A 22421-nucleotide genomic window follows, 5' to 3' on the forward strand; every position below is an offset into this window, starting at 1 on the left:
TGGATTGTTAGTATGTAACATGAGAGTTACTCCTTAGTTGTTTTGAACAAAGATTCGACACCTTTATCAAAACGGGTAACTCTCAATTTTTCAAATCGAATTGTCAGGTCTGGTCAGAACTAATTCAGTTAATGCCTTTCTAGCAGCCAGTTTTAGCGCTAACTACGTTGAATTCACTGCCAATAGCCAACTATTGGTGCGTAAATTCGCCTTGCCTACAGGATGTAGGTACCTTAGCGAGAGCAGGACGCGGAAGCGGTGTTTTCCCTAAAACTCTCTGGCTAGAGAAGGAAAAAACTAAGTTGTTCTTTAGAAACAATGAGTTGGAACATTCCTTATCCAAACCTCAGGTTAATTAACTATTTGACCTCTTAACTCACCACTTGGATTTGCTGGTGTATGCACATTCACGTAGTGACCACCGCCTGCCAGAATCGCAAATATTTCCGCTGTCAATGCTGCATTAGCCGGAGCCATCCAGCGATTGGCATCACTACTATCTTGCATTAATGCCAGTAACACAGGGCCGTTTTCACCAGCAATACCGGTATGTATATGCGCAGCCGTTGCATCGGCGACACCTGAGGTGAGGACTTGTAATTCAAGGTCGAAGCCGTTTCGATTTACCAAAGCATATCCACTACCAGTGGCAGTGGTTGTAACGGCTGGGACTTCTTGCTCGCCACTCAATGGAAACGCTACCAAAGTGTAGTTGTCAGTGAGGATCTGACCACGGAGCTCCCCACTCGCATTCGCTGGTGTATGCACATTAACATAGTGACCACCCGATGCGAGCACCGCAAAAATCTCAGCGTTGACCATGGTGTTGTCTGGGGTCATCCACACATTCATATCATCGGTGCTTTGCTCAAGGCCAACTAAAACATCACCATTCATGCCGATCCGACCGGTATGAATATGTGCCGCCGTTGCATCTTCAACACCGTTAGTGACAACTCTGAGCTCTACTTCATAATTATCAGTGTTAACAATGGCATAGCCATCACCAGATGCCATTGTTGCTACTGCTGGCACTTCCTGTTTGCCGGATAAGTCAAATGTAGCAACCGCGTAATTGTCCGTCAGAATTTGGCCGCGGATCTCACCATTTGGTAGCTCTGGCGTGTGTACATTGACGTAGTGTCCGCCCGAGAGCAAAACATTCAACGTCGCTTCGTCGATCATCGTGTCATCAGGCGTTACCCAGTCTGTCATTACTTCGTCGTCCTGCTCTAACACCACAAGTACATCGCCGTTCATACCAATGCGGCCAGTGTGAATATGTGCAGCAGTGGCATCATCAACGCCCATAGTGACCGCGCGAAGGTAGAGCTCGCCATCGGTGCTGTCGTATGACGCATAACCATACCCCATAGCACTACTTTCATTCATTGGCACCTGTTGTGAGCCATCTAATTTGAACGTGATCACGCTTACCGTGTCAGGCACAATCTGAGCGCGTAACTCGCCGCTTGGAAAGGCTTCGGTGTGTAGATTAATATACCAATCACCATCCAACATATCGTCAATTAGATCCTCAGACAGATCTGTGATTGGAATACTGACCTTATTGTCATCTGATGCTTCAAAGGCGAATGCCACATCGCCATTCGCCCCCAAATCACCATCGTGAATATGTGCAGCACTAAAACCTTCGACGTCGCTGTAGTCGAGTGTTGCTCTGAATTGCATCAGATTTTCATCAAGCTCAACTGTTGCAAAAGCGGTTTGCATTGACGTATTCATCGGTACTTCTTGCTTTCCTGATAACATCAATTCAAAGGTCTTAGTCGCTGAAAACTCTTGGACTGGCGGCGGTGGTGGAGGTGTAACCGTATCGTTATCGTCGTTATCGCTACATGCCATAAGAAGCATGAGGCTGGCACTTACTATAAACTTTTTCATTATACTCATCCTGTAGACTCGGTTAAAAAGAATGACTTTTGTCACCCATAGCTAACCCTTACGAACAGGTTTGAATAAAAGTTCATCAAATTTGCAAAACTATTGTATATTTTTTGTCTGTACCTAATTGCACCAGCCGCAATACCAACTTTTGCCTAATCATCCTTTGATATCGATGGTACTAACGCTTGAATGGCATTACATTCAGCTCAGTGATATCAATGAATTTCTCACAATAATTGTGAAACCTCATTGCCATATAAGAGTCATCTTTTTGTGATTAAGTAGCAGCTTTAACAATAATAATCAGGATATTTTATGTTTAAGCACTCACTTATCGCGCTCTCTTTGCTTTCTCTTCTCACTGGCTGTTCACTTGATGGTGACGATGGCGCCACGGGTTCGCAAGGGCAACAAGGCGTTGCCGGACAAGATGGTAACGATGGAGAAAATGGTACAAATGGCTCCGACGGCCAAGATGGGGCAAACGGACAAGACGGAACCAATGGCACTAACGCCAATAGCATGCTTGAAATAAGTCTTGTAGGACGCGCAGTGCTTAATGCAGAAAGCCCTGAAGGCGCCGCTGAAATTGTCGCTTACCAAGCGTCCAAAAAATGGATATATGCCATTAATAGTTCAGGCAGTGCCGCTGTGGTTGAAGTTATTCCAGCAACCAGCTTTGATACGGCCGCTCTGGTCAGAAATAATGAAGGTGTTATTACCACTACAAATTTAACATCAGCCATGACAATCAACTTAAACGACAATACCCCCGGCGACGCAAACAGTATTGCAGTTGACGAAAACAACCAACTATTGGCGGTTGCAATGGCTGCCAAGACGACGGGTGATGCAGGACAAATCGCTTTTTATGATATCTCAGGTGCAACTCCGGCCTTTGTTAAAAATGTAACGGCGGGTGCACTACCTGATATGGTTACCTTTACTCATGATGGCAGCAAAGTCGTGGTCGCAAATGAAGGGGAACCCGCAGGTGACTACAGCGTTGATCCTGAAGGTAGCATCAGCATTATCAACATTAAAAATGGCGTAGTTGCAAATACAGCAACACAATTAGACTTTAGCGCATTTAACACCAAGCAAGCTGAGCTAGAAGCACAAGGCATTGTCTTCGCCAATCCAACTGGTCGCACTATCAATAGCAAACTTATTAATACGACAGTTGCGATGGATTTAGAACCGGAATATGTCACCATCTCTAAAGACAACCGCTTCGCTTATGTTTCAATTCAAGAAAACAACGCACTCGCTATCATAGATCTTAGTGACAATAGCCTTAATTTAGTCGGTTTGGGATTCAAAGACTGGTCTAATTACACCATGGATGCCTCGGATAAAGATAAAAAGATTAATTTTCAAAAGTATCCCGGCCTTTACGGCATGTATCAGCCAGACACTATCTCTAGCTACACGTGGAAAGGCGCGAACTTTATTGTCTCTGCCAATGAAGGTGATGGTAGAGAATACTTTTTTGATGCTGCCGATGAAGCCGACTGCACCACGAAAGGTGGCCTAGATTACGATAAAGACGATGGCTGTTTAGCGTACATTGATGAGAGCCGTGCCGAAGATCTTACCTTAGCAAGCAACTTTGCTTATCTTAATAATGACGATGACGACATTGGTCGCCTTAAAGTTACAACGGTGAAAGGCGATGAAAATAAAGACGGCCAATATGAAGCGCTATACACCTATGGTGCTCGTTCATTTACCATTTGGGATAGCAACGGCCTTGTGGTGTTCGACTCTGGCGATCAAATCGAGCGGATCACTGCCTCCGTGCATGGCGCACAATTTAACAATGATGAAGACACCAATGAAGGCGATACGCGATCCGATGCAAAAGGCCCTGAACCGGAAGCACTAGCGCTAGGTCAAATTGGTGAACGCACTTTTGCATTCGTTGGCTTAGAGCGTATGGGTAGTATCATGGTTTACGATATCACCAACCCTTACGATGTTAAGTTTGAAGATTATTTTTACAACCGCGGATTAGTTGAAGATGCCGAAATCAGTGGCGACTTAGCCCCAGAGGGCATGGCATTTATTCCTGCCGACAAAAGTGCAACTGGCGAAGCCTTATTGGTGATCGGTAATGAAATTTCCGGTTCAGTTGCGGTATGGCAAATCGCTGAAAAATAAAGCATTCACATTAGTCGCTGTGGGAGGCGCTCTATGCGCCGATCTTGATGAAAAGATCGCGGGGTGAACCCGCTCCTACCACATATTTAATCCCTTGGTGGGAGGCGCTTTTCGCGGTGATTATTGGGAAAAAGATCGCGGGGTGAACCCGCTTATATGGACTCCTCCAATTGTACAAGCCACTTTTAGCATTATTAGTGTGATTGCGTGCTTATATCCGGGCTCTTGATGAGGTGCTACCTCGGCCTCTTTGATGTATTCGCGCCCTTGTGCCTTCTCTCATAGGTTCGCGTTTCATTGGCTTATTAAATTTGAGTTTATTGCCTTTCAGCTGTGCCACCTGGAAAATGTTTTTTGCCAAGTCGATAGCAATTAAATTAGACTGTGTCATGTATGGACTCCTTATTTGGTAAAAGTGTTTTGCAATATCTTTATACCGTACTCTCCCGTTAAGGGGGAGGAGTCCATACATCTCCCACAACATATTCAAGCCCTTGGTGGGAGGTGCTTTACGCGCGATTATTGGGGAAAGCTCGCGGGGTGAACCCGCTCCTACACCATATTCAAGCTCTGGGTGGGAGCCGCTTTATGCGGCGATTTTGATGAAATGATCGCGGGGTGAATCCGCTCCTACACCATATTCAAGCTCTGGGTGGGAGCCGCTTTACGCGGCGATCTTTAGGTTATTCTGACAATCCTTTAACCGTATTTGTGAGGTTTTCTGCGCCTTGCTTTATTTCATTCATCACTTTATTCACTTCATCGATTTGTGCAAGACCAAGGTCGGTGCTTTCAGACACTGTATTCATCAGTGCGGTGGCTTCTTTAGTTAACACTTCGTTCTGATTGACCACATCATTGATTTCGTTAGTCGACTGCGAAGTACGTGCTGCTAAGCTTCTTACTTCATCGGCTACCACCGCAAACCCTCTTCCTTGCTCGCCCGCTCTGGCGGCTTCTATCGCTGCATTAAGAGCTAACAAATTGGTCTGCTCCGCAATCGCGCTGATGGTAGACACAATTGCCGAAATCCCTTTTGACTGTTCATTAAGCTGCGCTATTGCGGCCATTGCACTTTGCACTTGATTAGAAATAAGCCCTGAGGTGCTAACAGACTCTTGCAACAGCAAGCTCGCACGGGCCGCTATTTGCTCAGTTTGCTCAGATGTCACCTGCGCAACTTCGGCAGCTTGTGCGACTCGATGCGCTTTTTGCACCCGCGCTGTGATATTTGTTGCAAACTTTATCACTTTAACGACTTTGCCATGTTCATCAAAAATAGGGTTATACGTTGCTTCAATCCAAATATCTTCGCCATGTTTACCTAAGCGATGAAAGCGACCACTTTTATGCTGGCCTTTTGCCAGCTCTTGCCAAAAATGTGGCTGCTCTTTATAAAAGCTATCGTCACAGAAAATTCGATGATGCTGATCTTTAATCTCACTGAGTTTATAGCCCACAGTTGCGGTGAAATTTGGATTCGCATCTAAAATAACCCCCTCAGGTGTAAACTCTATGGTTGCCATGGATTTATTGAGTGCGTTAGCTATCGCTTCTTGTGCCTTTATGGTGAGTTTTTCTGCTGTGATGTCATTCGCAATTTTAACAATACGGGTGACTTTGCCATTTTCTTCAACCGGAAAATAGGTAGCGTCAAGCCAAACCACGTCACCTGTTTTGGTAAAGCGCTCAAAATTACCAAACTGAGCTTGGCCACGCTTAAGGCTTGCCCAGAAACTGCGATATTCCGAAGAATTTACGTAGTCCTTGTGGCAAAAAATACGATGGTGCTGTCCTATCACTTCAGCCTCGGTGTAACCCACAACAGCAAGAAAATGTCGATTGACTGCTGCTATTTGACCATCGGGTGTAAATTCAATTTTTGCGACCGCTTCATCAATCGCAGAAAGTAATGCCCGAGCACGGTTGAGTTCAGCGGTCAAATTTTCAACTTCTTGATTTGGCTTTCGAAAAAAGTTCATAAGCTATTCCGTAACAAACAATATGCATGACTGCATTATTATCATAGTTTTGGTAATAAAGTATGAATTATAGATAAGAAAGTGGAGTTTGGCGTTCTAACATACGCACCAAAACAAGCCGCGCGCCTACCACACAAGCAACGCGACTTGGCATTATATCAATTATATTGACTAACCAGTGCTTTGGATAACTACTTCTGTAACGTTAGACGGTAGTCACCCGCACCGCTATATGAGTAAACCAAAATGCGGTAATAACCTGAATTTGCCGTATAGTTAATTGACTCTTGTGAGGTTGGCGTCTCCGAAATAGCAACTTGTTGCCATGTACCACCTTGCCAAGCTTCGAGTTTCAAGTCGAAGTCTGCGTTCGCTGGTCCCTCTAAAGTAAGTGCTATTGTGCCACCGCTGTACTGAAACCAACTGCCGTCAGGTTGTATGGCTTGTTGCTTGTCTGCTAAGTATCCAGTGTAAACATCTCCCGGTGGTGGTGGGGTTGTACTACCGCTTACGGTAAATTGGATCTCTGCAGCGGGATCAGAAATATTGCTGATGGACAAGCCAGAGTCGCTTCCATTCCACCATAGTGCATTCGTCCCTTTGCTACTCAACGCATTCGGCAGTGTGGCGCTAAACTCTCCTGCCACATCAAATAAATCGCCATTATCCCCACGGTTGCGACCATTTTCAGGATCTCGTTTGGCATCACCATGCTCCATTTGGATATATGGATACCATTCATTCGAGTTATTGCCGGCAGAATCAACGTGCCAAATAGCCAAACCTGAATCGAGTTGCTCTGAGTTTTGTCCCGATTGATGAATAGCCTCAATGTAAAATGCTTCATTTGTATTGCTTGGGTTGGTCCATTTATATGAGCTATTAGCGCCCGAAATATGACTGAGCCTTCCCGTTGGGGCATTGGCATTTACGGCTGGATTAAGTTCAGTTACCGTATCCCAACCAGCTATGGCCCTGAAGTGTGCGACAGGTGGCGTCGGCTTAAAACGGTTGGAAGCACCAATCGCGCCAAACCCCATAACGCCAAAACTTGCGACTGAGCCCTCTGAGCTTCCGTCATAATCATAAAGATCAGGCCAATTTGTGATTAAGTGACCAGACTCATGTACAAAGGTGCCAATTGCAAGGCTATTTCCCATATCAGTGATTTGATAGCGATCGGTACACACGCTGTCAGCACAAAAACGAGGACTGAGTCTTGCCATATGTGGCCACAGACCTTTAGACCATGCACTATCAGAGTTACCAGCATAAAAAATATTTAACCCACGGATCTGCCCACTACTATTTGTAGTAAGCGAACTAAAATCAAATCCCTGTTGAAATTCAAGCCAATTTAGCGCTTCTTTTATGAGTTCTTGCGAGCGTACTGTTGAGCTTAATGCGCTATCCGCATAATACGCTTTGTTTTTCTTTGCGGTGTAATAAGCCGTTACTGTATTGGTATAATCAAGCTTGCCTCCAGAGACCGACGAAAAATACCCTCTTACTGACTGCGCGTTACCAAATTCAGTGTAATTTTGGTCATTTAAAAAACGCTCAACTTGCGCTTTTGTGATAGTGCCGCGCTCATCAGGGAAATCAATGATGATAGTTAACCCTTTTACTTGCCCGCTGATCTCAGCATTCAACGCCATTGCATTATCACTACGCTCAAACTGATGCGTATGTATCAAGTCGACTGATGTTTGGTTTTGACCCAGCATTACCTGCTGCGCTGCTTTTACCTTTTTTGCAATAGCAGTAGAGGATAACCCTTGCTGCATAGCATCTACTGAGTGACGTTGAATGCCCCGCTTACTGCGTTTGGTCACAAGCTTACCTGTTGATATAAGCTGCTCCCCATCGACTGACACCTGTGCGTAAGCCATGCCTTTGAGCGAGGCATCATACACCACAAGCTCGCCGTCAGGGGTACGCTGCTGTGCAAAGTACGTATTACCATTAAGAATAAGAGTGATCACCTCACCACTTGGTTGAGTAAATTGATACTGTTCATTTTTATAAGGTATAGCCGCGTTTACTGCGACACTGGTTGCCAATAATGACGTTGCGATAATTGCTGATGTTAATTTCATTTTTCCTTTCCTAGGTTACATGTTGTACAACTCATTAACATACAGAATGGATACAAAATTGCAACAACCATCAGACCATTAAAGGTACAAAACTTATCAACCAGATAAATAACAAATAGTTACACCGGTTGTAATTCCATCATTTTAGAAGCTTTATATTTCAAAGTGAGCAAAAAAAATCCGTTTAAACTATTTTTTTCAATTTTTAGTTTACAAGTACTAAACATTACATTAGCATTGGTCTCGTTCCTTTGGGGCTGCACCTTTTTACCTGCGTATCTAGGCGTGCCTAAAGTCACAATTGAACTCCCGAGAAGTAGAGCTTGCCGACTGGGATGTTGGCATTATTGGGATTTCCTTGGCACAGCTTGTTGCTATTGGAGTTTTTATGCAGGCCAGATGGCCTGCTTTTTTTTGTCCAAAATTCGCCATCTACGCTTTATACCAATTGCCGAGTGCAACTCAACTGGTTAAACTCAAAGCACATGTTCCTGATTTGATGTAATCCATGTCGGCACTACGTAAACCTGTTTCGGTATTGGTCGTAATATACAACGAGCATAATGAGTTTTTGCTATTACAAAGAGCAGACGATAAACACTTTTGGCAATCAGTCACTGGGGGAGTAGAGCTCGGTGAAACTCCAATCACTACCGCGTATCGAGAGTTAAAAGAAGAGACCGGTATTGACGCCGCGGCGCTTGGGATCACCATCCACTCGCATAATAAAACAAATCAATACACTATAAGACCGCAGTGGCGCCATCGGTATGAGCCGGGTGTTACCATAAACACTGAGCATGTTTTTAGTATCCAAGTACCGTCAGGGATCAGTGTGGTACTTGCTGATGATGAACATACAGACTTTATTTGGCTTAACAAAACACACGCTTGTGAACGCGTCTGGTCCCCAAGCAATCGACAGGAAATAGAACTCATAGGAGTATGATTGAGCTATGTTTACGACATTAGGATCTTTACAAACACCATGTTTAGTTGTTGATAAAATTGCTTTTTTACATAACCTTTCGCGTATGGAAAAGCATCTTGATGCTTTTAATGTGGCCCTTCGCCCACATTTGAAAACGGTAAAATCCATTGCAGCCGCAAGCTATATTTTGGCCGACAAACAAGCGGGATGTACGGTTTCCACTCTAAAAGAGGCAGAAACATTTGCAGCACAAGGTTACACCAATATCACCTATGCGGTAGGGATCACAGAAGATAAGCTACAACGCGTTCTTGCCCTAATCAACCAAGGTGTCAATCTAACCATACTGCTAGACAGTATGGAACAAGCCATGCTTGTCTCTCAATTTTGCTCGGAAAATGAGTGCACGATTCCTTGCTTGATAGAAATAGACTGCGACGGACATCGCGCAGGACTGCACCCTAAAAACAAAGAAATCGTGACCATCGCAACCATACTGGAAAGCAGTGGTTTATATCGGGGTTTACTAACGCATGCCGGTGGCTCATACGCGTGTAGCACAGCTGAGCAACTAATACAGTTTGCTGAGAAAGAGCGCTTAGCCGTTGTGACTGCTGCATCCATGCTGGAAGAGGCTGGGATCACAACAACAATGCTGAGTATTGGCTCTACCCCAACGGCACTGTCAACGCAAAACCTCGATGGGATCACTGAAGTGCGAGCTGGGGTCTATACATTCTTCGACCTTGTGATGGCTGGTGTCGGCATATGTGACATCGAAGATATTGCACTAAGCGTGCTAACGCGTGTCACTGGTATCAAACGTAGTGAAAATAAGCTCTTTATAGATGCAGGCTGGATGGCGCTTTCAAGAGACAGAGGTACCGCGAGTCAAGCGTTTGATTGTGGCTATGGCCTCGTTTGTGACCAAGAAGGTAATTTGTTGCCTGGACTCAAAGTAACCTCAGCAAATCAAGAGCATGGCATTATTGAATGTGAACCCGGTTTCACCTTACCAGACATGAAACATGGTGACCTACTACGTATTTTACCGAATCATGCATGTGCAACAGCCGCTCAGCACTCGGGCTATCATGTGTTAAGTCATGATGACATCGAGTTTTGGCCAAGATTTGGGGGGTGGTAGTTTTTACCTTACAGCCTTCAACAATACAAACCCGACACTCTCAAGCATAAAGTAAATTTACCAATGGTAATTCACAAATCATTCATCTATATTGGGAACATGCATTTGATGCGAACAATTCTTATGTAGTAGGAGAGCTAACATGGATCCAGTCACACTTATTTTTGATTACCTTTTTACCATTCAAGCGTTTTTATTGATTTTCGTTATTGTGGTACTAAAAGGGAGTATCAAATTTGTCCCGCAGAACCGTGCGTGGATTATTGAACGCTTCGGTAAATATCAGTCCACTAAAGAAGCTGGCCTTAACTTTATTCTGCCATTTATCGACCGCGTAGCCTCCGATAGAAGCTTAAAGGAGCAAGCCGTTGATGTGCCATCTCAGTCAGCCATAACCAAAGACAATATTTCATTGATTGTTGATGGTGTACTTTATTTTAGAGTTTTAGATCCGTATAAAGCGACTTACGGTGTTGACGATTATATCTTCGCGGTAACTCAGCTCGCGCAAACCACCATGCGTAGCGAACTGGGAAAAATGGAGTTGGATAAGACCTTTGAAGAGCGAGATTTACTTAATACCAACATCGTCGCTGCGATCAACTCAGCTTCTGATCCGTGGGGCATTCAAGTACTGCGCTACGAGATTAAAGACATTGTGCCACCAAACTCAGTAATGGAAGCAATGGAAGCACAAATGAAGGCTGAGCGTGTGAAACGAGCTCAAATATTAGAGTCGGAGGGTGACCGTCAAGCCGCAATCAATGTCGCGGAAGGTAAAAAGCAAGCACAAGTGCTTGCAGCTGAAGCCGAAAAAGCAGAGCAGATCCTAAGAGCTGAAGGTGAAGCGAAAGCGATTATTGCCGTTGCAGACGCACAAGCCGAAGCCCTTCGTAAAGTCGGTGAAGCTGCAAATACCGAAGAAGGTCAAAAAGCTATTCAGCTTGACTTAGCAACAAAAGCCATTGCAGCAAAAGAAGCTATAGCCAAAGAATCTTCTGTGGTATTACTACCAGACAATGGCACAGATGCAAGTTCGCTTGTGGCACAAGGCATGTCTATTATTAATACATTAAATAAAAAGCAAGGGTAACGCCTATGGCCTTTTTACTTGAGCATTTAGCACAAACCTTAGTAGTACTAGGAATTGCTTGCCTAATTGTTGAGGTTGCGGTGCTTGGTTTTGCGACCTTTGTACTGTTCTTTTTAGGTTTGTCGCTGGTGATCAGCGGCGGCCTAATGTACGCAGGTATGCTCGACCAAACTTGGCTGACCGCACTTTGGTTTAATGCGTTAGTCACGACATTACTGGCTGTGTTTTTATGGAAGCCACTAAGACGCATGCAAGACGTCACCGACAATAAAGAAGTAACCAGTGATTTTGCTGAGCTTACCTTTACGCTAGAAAAGGATTTGAATGCAGATAGTCGTATTTTTCATACCTATTCTGGTATTGCGTGGCAACTAAAAAGTAAACAACCTATTACAGCAGGAACACAAGTCAAAGTGGTTAAAAAAGAGGTTGGAGCGTTTTGGGTAGAGCCTAATTAAGCAAATTGGTATAACCTTGCGAACAAAGTGCCTAGCAGCCAATTTTGTTAGGCACTTTCAGTAATCCTCAGTATTCAGAAACAACTTTTTACCTTATTCGCTTTTCGTCTAATACCTTCTCGGTTTACTCTATCCTGCACAACAGTTACACTCAAATTTAGGTACAAGGTTAAACACCTCTAAACCAAAAATAAAATATAATAAAAAACAAGGGATTATAATCTACAATGATTCGGGTCGAAAACTTAAGCCGAGTATACGGAAGCGGAGAGACACAAGTGCATGCACTAAAATCAGTTTCTCTAGAAGTAATGGAAGGTGAATTTGTCGCAGTAATGGGGTCTTCTGGCTCTGGAAAGTCTACATTAATGAATATACTTGGCTGCTTAGACTCTCCAACCTCCGGCTCTTACTATCTTGCTAATCAAGAAATTCAGGCCGTTGAAGATGAGGCCTTATCACAAATTAGAAATCAAAAAATTGGCTTTATCTTTCAAACATTCCACCTACTTACTCGCCTGACCGCGCTGGAAAATGTCATCTTACCGCTAAGGTACACCGAGACTTCTCCATCAGAGGCAAAAAGTCGCGGACTTGCCATGCTAAAGAAAGTAGGTCTTGATAGCAGAGCACATCACAAACCCTTCGAAATGTCTGGCGGACAACGCCAACGTGTTGCCATTGCACGGGCACTCATTAATGAGCCAAAAGTCATTTTTGCCGATGAACCAACTGGTAACTTAGATAGTAAAACCTCGCATGAGATCATGGAATTACTATGTCAGCTACACCAACAAGGCCACACCATCGTAATGGTAACGCATGAAGACGATATTGCAGCATATGCCGAGCGTATCATCAGAATGAAAGATGGTGAGAAAGTGGAGGATAGCCAATGCGCAGCTATATTATAAGCATCGCCCTACTCACCTCTTTGCAGGCTTTTGCCAAACCAATTATCGTCTCGGGTGTTATTAAAGCAGGTGAAACTCAGATCTTTCACGCGCCGATGAGCGACTCGTGGAAAATTCAAATTCAATGGATGCTGCCCGAGGGTGAAGTTGCTAATGAGGGTGACATCGTCGTCGTCTATGATTCCGGCTCTATCGCGACCTCAATCGACCAAGATAAAGTGGCGCTCGATGCTGCAAAAGATGAGTACAAACGAATTGAGCAAGACGGCGCCCAAAAGATACTCGAAGCTCAGTTTCAGTTGAAAAAAACCATTTTGCTCGTCGAAAGAGCCAAAATAGATGCTAGCGTGCCAAAAGCCAATATCAGCACCTACGACTACGAGCAACACCAGCTGACGTTAGAAAAAGCGATTATCGAAAACCATAAAGCCGAAATCAGTTTAAGCAAGGCCGAAACTGAAGCAAAGGCAAATACTCAGAAACAGCAACTGGAGATAAGGCGGTTAGAAGCAAGTCTCACGCACAACCAAGAGCAGCTCGAGAAAATGAGTCTAACGGCTAGTAATAGCGGCCCTATTCTGTATGCTGATCACCCTTGGAATGGCAACAAGTTGTTTGCTGGCGCAACTGTACAACCGGGTTGGAAAATAGCAGAAATCCCTTCTACAGCGGGTCTGTATCTAGAAGCATGGATCCATGAAGTAGATGCTATTGGTATTAAGGAGGGTCAAACTGCCGATTTAAAGTTTGACGCCTTTCGCTCCTCATCAACGCCTAGTACGCTCACTGAGCTATCAACACAACCTGAAAAGCGCCAAGACTGGGGCCAAGGCATGTATTACCGAGCTAAGTTCACATTCAACACCGATTTGCCACTACTACCGGGCATGAGCGGAAGCATAACTTTGCCAGGAGAGAAAAATGAAAGTTAAGTTACTGGCAGTCATCATTCCACTCTATTTACTAGGCTGCAGTCAGGCCCCCAGCGATATACATATCGTTAAGGCACAGCCAATCACTATCACAGTAGAAGCGAATGGTGAATTGGAATCAAAAAGCCGAGCGTTGATAGCCCCTCCTTCAATCAAGCGTATGTGGCAATACAAAATAAAACAGTTAATGCCTGAAAATACCACGGTTCAAAAAGGCCAAATTGTTGTTTCATTTGACGATCAAACCGTTAGAGATCGCTTAATGGAATACAATTCGAAGCTAAGCCAAGCGCAAAAAGAACTGGAAAATAAGCAAGCTCAAGTCGAGAAGCAAGAAGAAGAATACAAACTCGCACTCGCTGAAGCGCAAATGAACTTCGATAAGGCAAAACGCCGCGCAGAGATCATAGATAACTCACGCTCAGACAATGACCGAAAGAAGGCGCAAATCGATTTCACCATTGCAACCAATGATTTAGAGCTTGCCCGCAGTAAACTCGCCTTTCACCTAAACAACAAAGAGCTGAGTATCCAAATGGCAAGAAGCAAGGTTGCGCGAACGGATGCTGAAGTAAAAGAGCTAAAACGTGATATAGAGCGTTTACAAGTAAAAGCGCCAATGGATGGGTTAGTTGCATATCGAGCAAACTGGGAAGGTGAAAAGCCCAGTGTTGGCGAGTCCATGCAATTTGGTCAACCTGTTGTTGAGCTATCAGTTATTGAGCAAATGCAAGTAAAAGCACAAATTAAAGAAGCCGATTTTGGACGGATTACATTGGGGCAAAAGGTCAAAGTTACCATAGACAGCGCCGACGGTTATGTTATCGGCGGAACACTCGTTGAAATAGGAAAAGCTTTTAGAGAAAAGTCGCATCAAGATAAAAGCCGCATTGTTGATGCTATTATTGAGCTGGACAAAGTCGATCCCGAAAAGCTGCGGCCAGGCTTGAGTGCTCGTGTAGAAATAATGACAGCACAACTTGATAACGCCTTAACCGTGCCATTGAGCGCCTTAAAACAAAGTGCGGGTAAAGTGCTTGTAAACACAAACAGCGGAGAGAAAGAGGTAACCGTCTCTTATACCACACCGACACTTGCCGTGATTTCTTCTGGAATTAGTCAAGGCGTGGAGGTAAAGCTATGAGAAAAACATTACTCGCAGTTATTGTCTCACTATGGTTACTTGGCTGCCAAGAAGCACCTGAGCAGCCAGCGCAACTCCTATATACCGTAGAGTCAAAGCCATTTTCGATTACTGTGGATGCAGAGGGAGAATTACAAGCCGCAAGTGAAACTGTTATATCCGCCCCAACCTCAGCAAGAGGGGCTCAGACCCTTGCATGGATCATGCCTGAGTACACTCAGGTGAAAAAAGGCGATATTATTGCACGCTTCGATGGTAGCCAATTAGAAAGACGAAAACGCTTTAGTGAATTCGACAAAGGCAAAGTCGCACAAGATATCACAGTCACCGATAGTGATTTAACCACGAGAAAGTCCCATTTGGATAGCGACAAAGTTATCGTCAGTGAAGAGAAACACTTTGCCGAGACCTTTTCAGTTGACGATGAACGGATCCGCTCAAAGCTCGACATTTTAGATCAAATGCAAAATGTTGAATATCTCAATGCAAAAGAGGCTTATTTTGGCTGGCAGACAGAGCAGTTTTCATCTTCAGCTCTTGGAGAAATGGAACTGTTAAAACTGCAATCAAAACAGCATGAAAGCAAAATTGCGATGTACAACGCAAACTTAGCAGGTCTTGAAGTAATCGCGCCACACGATGGCTTACTTACCCTCAGTGCCGATTGGCGTGGAGAGAAACCCAAATCAGGCCAAGCGCTATGGCCTGGGCAAAAGATCGGGGGGTTACCAGATATTTCATCTCTGCAAGCTAAGCTTTTCGTTCATGAAAAAGAAGCGCTTGGCCTTGCGATTGGCCAAAAGGTTATGTTTACCCTGCTCTCCAATAGCGATGAGCGCTTTGATGGTAAAGTCACAAAAGTATCACCTTACCCACAATCTATTCGCCGCGGAGATCCACAAAAATACTATGAGATCATAGCGAGCCTTGATGAGACTCCAGCCCACTTTAAACCTGGTAATAAGGTGCTTGCTACGGTATTTGTCCAAGAAAATAAACAAGCGTTACTCGTGCCTAAACATAGCGTGATCAATGATAACAACGCATTTTTTGTTCAAGTTAAAGACGGTAGCCAGTTTAAACGCGTAAAAGTGGAATTAGGCCAAAGCAACCTAAGCCATACTGAAGTACTGGCAGGCTTATCTCCCAAGCAACAAATTGCACTCGTCGCGAATAAGGAACTGTAATGAAATATTTGGATTTATTTACCGATGCCATTGTGCAATTAAAGCAGCATAAGCTCAGAACCTTATTGACCTTGCTCGGGATGATTTTTGGTGTGGGTGCCGTTATTGCCATGTTAAACATCGGTGAAGGTGCAGAACGCGAAGCGCTTAAAATGATCGATTCTATGGGGATCAATAATGTTATTGTCAGCGCCAAAGACATTGAAGAAAATGACCTAAAAGAACAACGAAAACACTCGCAAGGTCTTAATCTATTAGACGGCCAAGTGATTGTCGACGCCCTGCCATTTGTGACCGACTTTTCGGCTGAGCGACTGGTGGATACCTACCAGATATTTAGCGAATTCGGCAGCTTTGAAGGCGAAGCCGCAGGCGTAACAGCAAACTATTTTAGTCTTGCGCATTATGAACTCGCGGCTGGTCGCCTACTAAATACTGAAGATAGCAAGGAATATAGGCAGGTTGCATTACTCGGCGCAAATACCGCAAAAACCCTATTTCCCCTCGGGAGCGCTGTTGGGCAACAAGTAAAAATTAACCATTTATGGTTTGAGGTTGTTGGCATTTTGCAAGCACCGCACCTGAACAAAAAGGAGTTTCAAGGCGTTGCTCTAGGTGGTGAACAAAGCCGTATTTTTGTTCCGCTAACAACCGCCATCCATCGCTTTAATAAAGGACTACTTGAGCCAGAGGTTACCGAACTAAAACTTGCCATCGACAAATCTCAGAGTCCAATTTTGGCATCTCAAGCTATCACTAACATATTAACCAATCGCCATAGCGATATTGATGACTATAGGCTAACCATTCCCGCAGCTTTGCTTGCTCAGCAAAAACAAACACAGGCTATTTTTAATATGGTCATGTCTTGCGTTGCTGGTATATCGCTCCTTGTTGGTGGTATTGGTATTATGAATATCATGCTCGCAACCGTACTTGAACGAACCAAAGAAATTGGCTTATTACGCGCAATAGGCGCCACTCGGAAAAATATTCAAGTCCAGTTTATTACAGAGAGCTTTACCATCTCGATATTAGGCGGACTACTCGGTGTGGTGTTTGGTATTTTACTTTCAGAGATAATTGCATTTTACTCAAATTGGGCGGTATCTTGGTCTCTAAGTGCTATTTTCCTATCTTTTAGTATTTGTGCTTTAGTCGGTTTAACATTTGGGGTATATCCGGCCATTAAGGCTTCAAAGCTAGACCCAATCGAAGCACTGCAAAGTGACTAACCAATAAAGGAGGCACTAACACCTTCTTCATATTTCAAGTCTAATATACTTTTTCGCATGCTGTTCAATGACTAGAGTCATTAACTACCCGGAACTCGGGATAACAACTTGTTCTCTAGCAGCCGTTATCCCTTACTACTGCGTTAAATTTGCTTGCAATAGGCCAGCTATTGACGCACAAATTTGCCTTGTATTAAGAAATAACTCCTGGCTAGAGTGATATTATGCTTTTGAACTTAGTGATTTTAGTGGATTAACTTACTTCTTATCCCGAATTCAGGTTAACTAGCATGCTTTTTGTTGGACTTTTTTTCGCCACAAGGTAAACTTTTATGCGATTTAAATCAAAAATAACTGGAAGCATTGTATGAGCAAAGAATGCTCGTATTGCTTTGTGTTAGTTTTACAGCTTAGTAAGTCTTTGAATATGTTACTTACTAAGCATTGAAGAAAGCAGCTAACATTAAGTAAAAATGCTGATGCGAATGGAACTTCAAGGACAAATAATGAAAAAAGTAACACTTATCGCACTTTCACTTATCTCTCTTACCGCATGTAAAAGTAATGATATCAATCGTGTAGTTAACGACGGTGTAGACGGCGCCATTAATGGTATTTTTGGCAGTTCAGGGACCGTCGTTTCAGCAACTGGTAGTGGCTCAAGTAACGATTATTCAGTCGAAAAAGAAGACGTATGGCCTCATCAAGCAACGAAAACGGCTCGAGACTATGGCTCATTGGCATTTGTGAAAACGGCAAAGAATCCAAGTGGTAAAACCAGACTTAAGTTTAATGAATGCAAACATCCGCGAATTGGAAAAATAAGGTGTGAAGGCTATCTATACGAAGTTTCACCCGAGGGCTGGTTGGTCAAAGGTGATACTATTCACTTTGGCACACGCCATTACTCTGACATTGTTATTCCAGCTGGCCAATACTATATAAAGATAAAAGGTGAAGATGTAGGTAAAAAAGTCTATGCGACAGGAACTATTGAGATATCGCCCTTTGTTACTAACTACATTAATGTAACCGTTCAATAAAGATCACAAAAAGTACCTAGTACTTGTATAGCAGCTAGGTACTTTTTACCAGACCAATTTCCTCTTTAATCAAGCAACCCCAAACAACGCTTCTTATTCATTTTATTTCATCAATATTGCGCAAAAGCTCCTAATAAAGGAACGAACAGTAAATCTGCCAGCATTAAAATTTACCTTACATTACAAAATGATGACTACCTCCCCTAGCGTATGAGCTGCTCTTAGTTTTTTATAAGCTCTAAAAAAATTTAGATTTATTCAACAATAATAATTAGTTAGATAAAAATAACAAAAATAAAACCTCCCCCTAAATTCCCAACGAAAACATAAAGTTATTATTTTGTTTATTTTTTGTTATTTATTTATTTGAAATTCTTTATTACCTTAGAGTTTGTGCTCAAAGTAATAGCACTAATAATCAGCCGCACTCATTCGCTCTTTTATCTCATGTACTGAGTAGTTGCGTTTTAGTGGGAAGGAATCTTCAAAATAATTATGGAGTTAACATGCAAGGGTTAAAGTCTCTGTGCGTTTTAGCATCAGCGATAAGTATGTATTGTCACGGCGCTGAACGCGTCTCTTTATTCAATGACACGCAGAAAATTGCGCCAACTTTACAACAAAAACAATCCACATTTGGTGATGATTCTAATCAAAACTATCTACTCACGCTGAAAACATTTGCAGCGCAATACGCAGGTCACACGCTTACGTTTCATAAAAGCCAAGTAGGTCAAACGAAGCAAAGCCATACCATAACTCAAAAATACCAGAATATTCCAATCTGGAATCATGACCTTGTTGTGCTGACAGACGAGAACGGAACTGTTGAGCAAGTTTATGGTGATCTCATTGTTAACGTCGCTAAAGATATACCCACGCTCGCATCTGTTTCTGAAGCACAACTTAGCGCAGCTTTAGACTCAGTCATTTCTCAGTTTAACAGTGAACGCCCTAGAATTTTTAGACGTTCATCAGTAGAAGAAGTAATTTATATAGATGCTCAGGGCAAAGCCCGACATGCTGCCAAGCTTGCTTTTTTCACCGACTTTAAGTCTGGTCCTTTTAAGCCACAAAGGATCCTTGCTTTTGTAGATTTAACAACAAACGAGCTTATCAGCCAATCTGATGTATTGCAGCGCGTTGTGTATGAAGGCGGAAGCGGGCCATCTGGTAATGACAAGGTTTCACGTCCAGATTATCAACAAGCTGATTACGTTTCCTACCCACCAAAGACCTTTGTTGTCGCCATGGAAACTGATGCTCAGCAAACCAACTGCTTATTTGATGCAAAAAACGTTGAGACCAGAAACTACAATCACGGTACAGCCCAAGTTAATACGCCTTATAGCTATAACTGCTCAGATTCAACTCGCAATGACTATAAAGAATATCACGGTGCTCGCTCTGCCTTAAATGATGCTCATCATCATGGACAAACAGCAAGCTTGATGTTCGAGGCGTATCTTGGACATAAACCCTACTTTAATAAAAAGATAATTCAAAATGTCCATTACGGACTAAACATGGATCAGGCATTTTATGAAAATGGCGAGGTCTATTTTGGTGATGGTGACTACCTCTTCTACCCTATGGTTTCCTTGGATGTAGTTGCCCATGAAATCGCTCACGGTTTTACCGAAGAGTATGGCTCAAATACGCCAAAATCAATGCTGACAGGCCAAGCTCGTGCCATCAATGAAGCCTTTTCTGATATGGCGGGTGAAGCAGCTGAATTCTTCTACTCTGGCACGAATGATTGGAAAAGTAATCACGAAACGTTCCGCCTTGATGATGCACTACGTTATTTCAAAACTCCTACGCTAGATGGAAATTCAATTGATCATGTTGAGGACTATGACGACTCAGTCACTTCTCACCATGGCGCAGGCGTATTTAACAAAGCTTTTTATTACCTCACTACTGCTGATCTAGACAACGAAACCTCACCGTGGAATACAAAGTACGCCTTTATCTTGTTTGCTAACGCAAATAAAAACTGCTGGACCAGCAATAGTACTTATCTTACTGGTGCTGATTGTGTAATGAGACAAACTCACACGGTAACTGATCAACTGACTCAAGATGGGGTTAAAAAGCAAGATGGTAGCCACTGGCAAGCTACTCAATTACAAAACCACGTACGTAAGGCATTTGCACAAGTCGGTATAGGTTTGAAGGTAGACCGTGGACTCGAGAGCGAACTTGGCTTTGATCGTCAATTCTTAGCTTTTGATTTTAAGAACTTAACCCGTCGTGACGGCCAGCAAGTTTCGGCTAGTAGCAGCGAAGGCTGGCAATGGCAGTGGAATTTTGGTGATGGAAGTGCACAAAGTAGCGCCTTTGAGCCCACACATAACTATACTACTGCGGGCGAATACAATGTTGAACTGACCGCCATCGCCCCCTCTGGCCAGTCTGATACTTTTATGCTGCCTATTGAAGTTTTTGAAGACTATTGCCCCGCGCAAGGCATCAATCATAGCAAGTACTACTTATCATCAGTTTCGTTGAACAGCTACAAAAACGATTCTACATCAAGTAATTATAGCGACTACTCATATGATGTAGTCGAAGTTAAGGATGGTAAAGCACTCAATGTAACGCTAACCGCAGCACCCCATCCAGATACTCAAGACAAGACAAAGAACTTTTATGTCTGGTTAGACAAAGATAATGATGGCTTATTCCATAAGACGGAAGAACTCGTACTTTTTGGCAGCAGTAAAACGCAATTGACTGGCGAGATCTCATTGAGTGGTGAGCTAAACCAAAGCTACCGCCTTCGAACTATGGTGTCATTTGGTCTAGTGAAATCCGCGTGTGGCGACATGTCTTGGGGCGAAGTTGAAGACTACACAGTGAAGCTCATTGAAAACACAGATCCTGTTGATTTAAGGATCAGCACAAGCCAAGGTGTCAATCAGATTAGCTTTGAAAACAATACTGTCGATGCACGTGTTAAACGTTGGCATTGGAAATTTGGCGATGGCACAACCAGTAGTGAAAAGTCGCCTATTCACCAATATGCGCAATCTGGCAACTATGCGGTTGAGCTAAAAGCATATGACAGATTCAACAAGGTAATTGGAAGCTGGAACAAACAAGTTCAGTTTAACACCACTATCACGGCAAGATTCACACCTCGTAAATCCGGTAGCACAGTATATGTAGATACAAATCAGAGTGTTATCCCTAAAGGTAGCACGATACAGTGGCAATTTGGAGATGGTGTCACGTCTTCAGTAAGAGACACTCAGCACACCTATCAAGCCGATGGCGAGTACACGATCACACTCACAATTAATCATGCTGATGGTACACAATCTACCACTGAAACAGTGAAAATTGGCGAAACGAGCTTTACTCCTGAAGTGAGCTACACGGTAAGCGAACAAGCAGACGGTACGTTTAAGGTCAGCTTTAGTAATACCACCACAAAACCTGATAATGCTGCAAGATACCCAGATGTAACATTGGAATGGAACTTTGGAGATGGCTCAACACTTACGCAAACTGGTAATTTTGGCCAAGACACCGAACACACCTATCAAGCCGCAGGTAACTTTAGCGCAAGCCTAACTATTAGTTACAACAAACCTATTTGGGATGATTGGGGAAGCCGAGTTACAGGTACCAAAAATATGCTGCTAGAGCTTAAATCAACACAACCTGTTGAATATTGCACGGCTGTAGGTCTGACCGATTATGAACACATCAGTAACGTGACTTTCAATCAAGATGGTCCATTTAGCAATGCACAGCAACCTGGTGTCGTTAATCCTAACAATCCAATTAAGCTCTATGCCACACAGAATAATACTTATCGTATTGAGGCAGGTTATGCAGGCAATGAAGCCTTCGCTGAAAACTACCACATCTGGATAGATTTAAACGGCGACGGTCAATTTGGCGATGGCGATTGGAGAAACAACAAATCAGAGTTGCTGGTTATGGATTTTGACCAAACTAACCAAGACTACGGTAAAGGCTATGTTGAGGGTGAATTTAGCATTCCAAGCAATAAGCTGTCACAACCTGTCACAACGACTCGAATGAGAATTTTGCAGTATTACGGATTTAGCAGAGTAAATAGTATCGATCCTTGCTCTGACTATAGCAGTGCCGCGACCTCGGGGAGCGGAGAAATTGAAGACTACCTTGTAGAAATCTATAAGAATTAAG

At 43.4% G+C, this 22421-nt stretch carries 15 protein-coding genes; 12 read left to right on the plus strand and 3 right to left on the minus strand.

All coding sequences use genetic code 11. The annotated features are described in order from the left end of the window. Positions 1 to 351 precede the first annotated feature (351 nt). Entirely contained in the window at positions 352 to 1905 is a 1554-nt protein-coding gene (locus tag NH462_RS22460) for a CHRD domain-containing protein (RefSeq protein WP_253107793.1), read from the minus strand. Between the two features lie 318 nt (positions 1906 to 2223). On the opposite strand from NH462_RS22460, the gene NH462_RS22465 reads away from it, so the two are divergent. Beyond that, complete coding sequence (locus NH462_RS22465) at positions 2224 to 4071, plus strand: choice-of-anchor I family protein (RefSeq protein ID WP_253107794.1); 1848 nt, start codon at positions 2224 to 2226, stop codon at positions 4069 to 4071. A gap of 683 nt (positions 4072 to 4754) precedes the next feature. Here NH462_RS22465 and NH462_RS22470 read toward each other — a convergent pair. Both NH462_RS22470 and NH462_RS22475 read right to left on the minus strand, forming a co-directional pair. Further along, a complete protein-coding gene (locus NH462_RS22470) occupies positions 4755 to 6053 on the minus strand; it encodes a PAS domain-containing methyl-accepting chemotaxis protein (RefSeq protein WP_253107795.1) in 1299 nt (432 codons plus the stop codon). Between the two features lie 191 nt (positions 6054 to 6244). Next, entirely contained in the window at positions 6245 to 8152 is a 1908-nt protein-coding gene (locus NH462_RS22475) for a M6 family metalloprotease domain-containing protein (protein WP_010377924.1), read from the minus strand. 508 nt (positions 8153 to 8660) lie between these two features. On the opposite strand from NH462_RS22475, the gene nudB reads away from it, so the two are divergent. From nudB to NH462_RS22530, 11 genes are all read left to right on the plus strand, one after another. Further along, entirely contained in the window at positions 8661 to 9101 is a 441-nt protein-coding gene (nudB, locus tag NH462_RS22480; RefSeq protein ID WP_017218220.1) for a dihydroneopterin triphosphate diphosphatase, read from the plus strand. A 7-nt stretch (positions 9102 to 9108) separates the two neighbouring features. Continuing rightward, positions 9109 to 10230, plus strand: coding sequence for an alanine racemase (locus tag NH462_RS22485; RefSeq protein WP_010377918.1), 1122 nt, complete (start codon positions 9109 to 9111; stop codon positions 10228 to 10230). A 142-nt stretch (positions 10231 to 10372) separates the two neighbouring features. Further along, positions 10373 to 11323, plus strand: a complete 951-nt coding sequence (locus tag NH462_RS22490) for an SPFH domain-containing protein (RefSeq protein ID WP_010377916.1) — start codon at positions 10373 to 10375, stop codon at positions 11321 to 11323. Positions 11324 to 11328: 5 nt separating this feature from the next. Beyond that, positions 11329 to 11781, plus strand: a complete 453-nt coding sequence (locus NH462_RS22495) for an NfeD family protein (protein WP_017218224.1) — start codon at positions 11329 to 11331, stop codon at positions 11779 to 11781. Positions 11782 to 12008: 227 nt separating this feature from the next. After that, positions 12009 to 12695: an ABC transporter ATP-binding protein gene (locus NH462_RS22500; protein ID WP_010377912.1), complete on the plus strand. Its 687-nt coding sequence runs from the start codon at positions 12009 to 12011 to the stop codon at positions 12693 to 12695. Beyond that, positions 12677 to 13627 (plus strand): HlyD family efflux transporter periplasmic adaptor subunit, encoded by a 951-nt coding sequence (locus tag NH462_RS22505; protein ID WP_253107796.1) that lies wholly within the window; start codon positions 12677 to 12679, stop codon positions 13625 to 13627. The genes NH462_RS22500 and NH462_RS22505 overlap by 19 nt, the downstream gene beginning before the upstream one ends. After that, complete coding sequence (locus NH462_RS22510; protein ID WP_017218227.1) at positions 13617 to 14771, plus strand: HlyD family efflux transporter periplasmic adaptor subunit; 1155 nt, start codon at positions 13617 to 13619, stop codon at positions 14769 to 14771. Before NH462_RS22505 ends, NH462_RS22510 begins: the two co-directional genes overlap by 11 nt. After that, positions 14768 to 15958, plus strand: a complete 1191-nt coding sequence (locus NH462_RS22515) for an HlyD family efflux transporter periplasmic adaptor subunit (protein ID WP_010377906.1) — start codon at positions 14768 to 14770, stop codon at positions 15956 to 15958. The genes NH462_RS22510 and NH462_RS22515 overlap by 4 nt, the downstream gene beginning before the upstream one ends. Beyond that, positions 15958 to 17193, plus strand: coding sequence for an ABC transporter permease (locus tag NH462_RS22520; RefSeq protein ID WP_010377904.1), 1236 nt, complete (start codon positions 15958 to 15960; stop codon positions 17191 to 17193). Before NH462_RS22515 ends, NH462_RS22520 begins: the two co-directional genes overlap by 1 nt. 506 nt (positions 17194 to 17699) lie before the next feature. Beyond that, positions 17700 to 18236: a hypothetical protein gene (locus NH462_RS22525; protein ID WP_010377903.1), complete on the plus strand. Its 537-nt coding sequence runs from the start codon at positions 17700 to 17702 to the stop codon at positions 18234 to 18236. Positions 18237 to 18742: 506 nt separating this feature from the next. After that, on the plus strand, positions 18743 to 22420 hold the full coding sequence (locus tag NH462_RS22530) for a PKD domain-containing protein (RefSeq protein WP_253107797.1): 3678 nt from the start codon (positions 18743 to 18745) through the stop codon (positions 22418 to 22420). Position 22421 lies beyond the last annotated feature (1 nt).

It is taken from the genome of Pseudoalteromonas sp. OANN1, assembly GCF_024124685.1.
Classification (GTDB): Bacteria; Pseudomonadota; Gammaproteobacteria; order Enterobacterales; family Alteromonadaceae; genus Pseudoalteromonas; species Pseudoalteromonas piscicida.

Coding starts and splice junctions, on each gene's coding strand:
- NH462_RS22460 (WP_253107793.1), bottom strand. CDS start 1,905: ATGAAAAAGTTTATAGTAAGTGCCAGCCTCATGCTTCTTATGGCATGT.
- NH462_RS22465 (WP_253107794.1), top strand. CDS start 2,224: ATGTTTAAGCACTCACTTATCGCGCTCTCTTTGCTTTCTCTTCTCACT.
- NH462_RS22470 (WP_253107795.1), bottom strand. CDS start 6,053: ATGAACTTTTTTCGAAAGCCAAATCAAGAAGTTGAAAATTTGACCGCT.
- NH462_RS22475 (WP_010377924.1), bottom strand. CDS start 8,152: ATGAAATTAACATCAGCAATTATCGCAACGTCATTATTGGCAACCAGT.
- nudB (WP_017218220.1), top strand. CDS start 8,661: ATGTCGGCACTACGTAAACCTGTTTCGGTATTGGTCGTAATATACAAC.
- NH462_RS22485 (WP_010377918.1), top strand. CDS start 9,109: ATGTTTACGACATTAGGATCTTTACAAACACCATGTTTAGTTGTTGAT.
- NH462_RS22490 (WP_010377916.1), top strand. CDS start 10,373: ATGGATCCAGTCACACTTATTTTTGATTACCTTTTTACCATTCAAGCG.
- NH462_RS22495 (WP_017218224.1), top strand. CDS start 11,329: ATGGCCTTTTTACTTGAGCATTTAGCACAAACCTTAGTAGTACTAGGA.
- NH462_RS22500 (WP_010377912.1), top strand. CDS start 12,009: ATGATTCGGGTCGAAAACTTAAGCCGAGTATACGGAAGCGGAGAGACA.
- NH462_RS22505 (WP_253107796.1), top strand. CDS start 12,677: ATGCGCAGCTATATTATAAGCATCGCCCTACTCACCTCTTTGCAGGCT.
- NH462_RS22510 (WP_017218227.1), top strand. CDS start 13,617: ATGAAAGTTAAGTTACTGGCAGTCATCATTCCACTCTATTTACTAGGC.
- NH462_RS22515 (WP_010377906.1), top strand. CDS start 14,768: ATGAGAAAAACATTACTCGCAGTTATTGTCTCACTATGGTTACTTGGC.
- NH462_RS22520 (WP_010377904.1), top strand. CDS start 15,958: ATGAAATATTTGGATTTATTTACCGATGCCATTGTGCAATTAAAGCAG.
- NH462_RS22525 (WP_010377903.1), top strand. CDS start 17,700: ATGAAAAAAGTAACACTTATCGCACTTTCACTTATCTCTCTTACCGCA.
- NH462_RS22530 (WP_253107797.1), top strand. CDS start 18,743: ATGCAAGGGTTAAAGTCTCTGTGCGTTTTAGCATCAGCGATAAGTATG.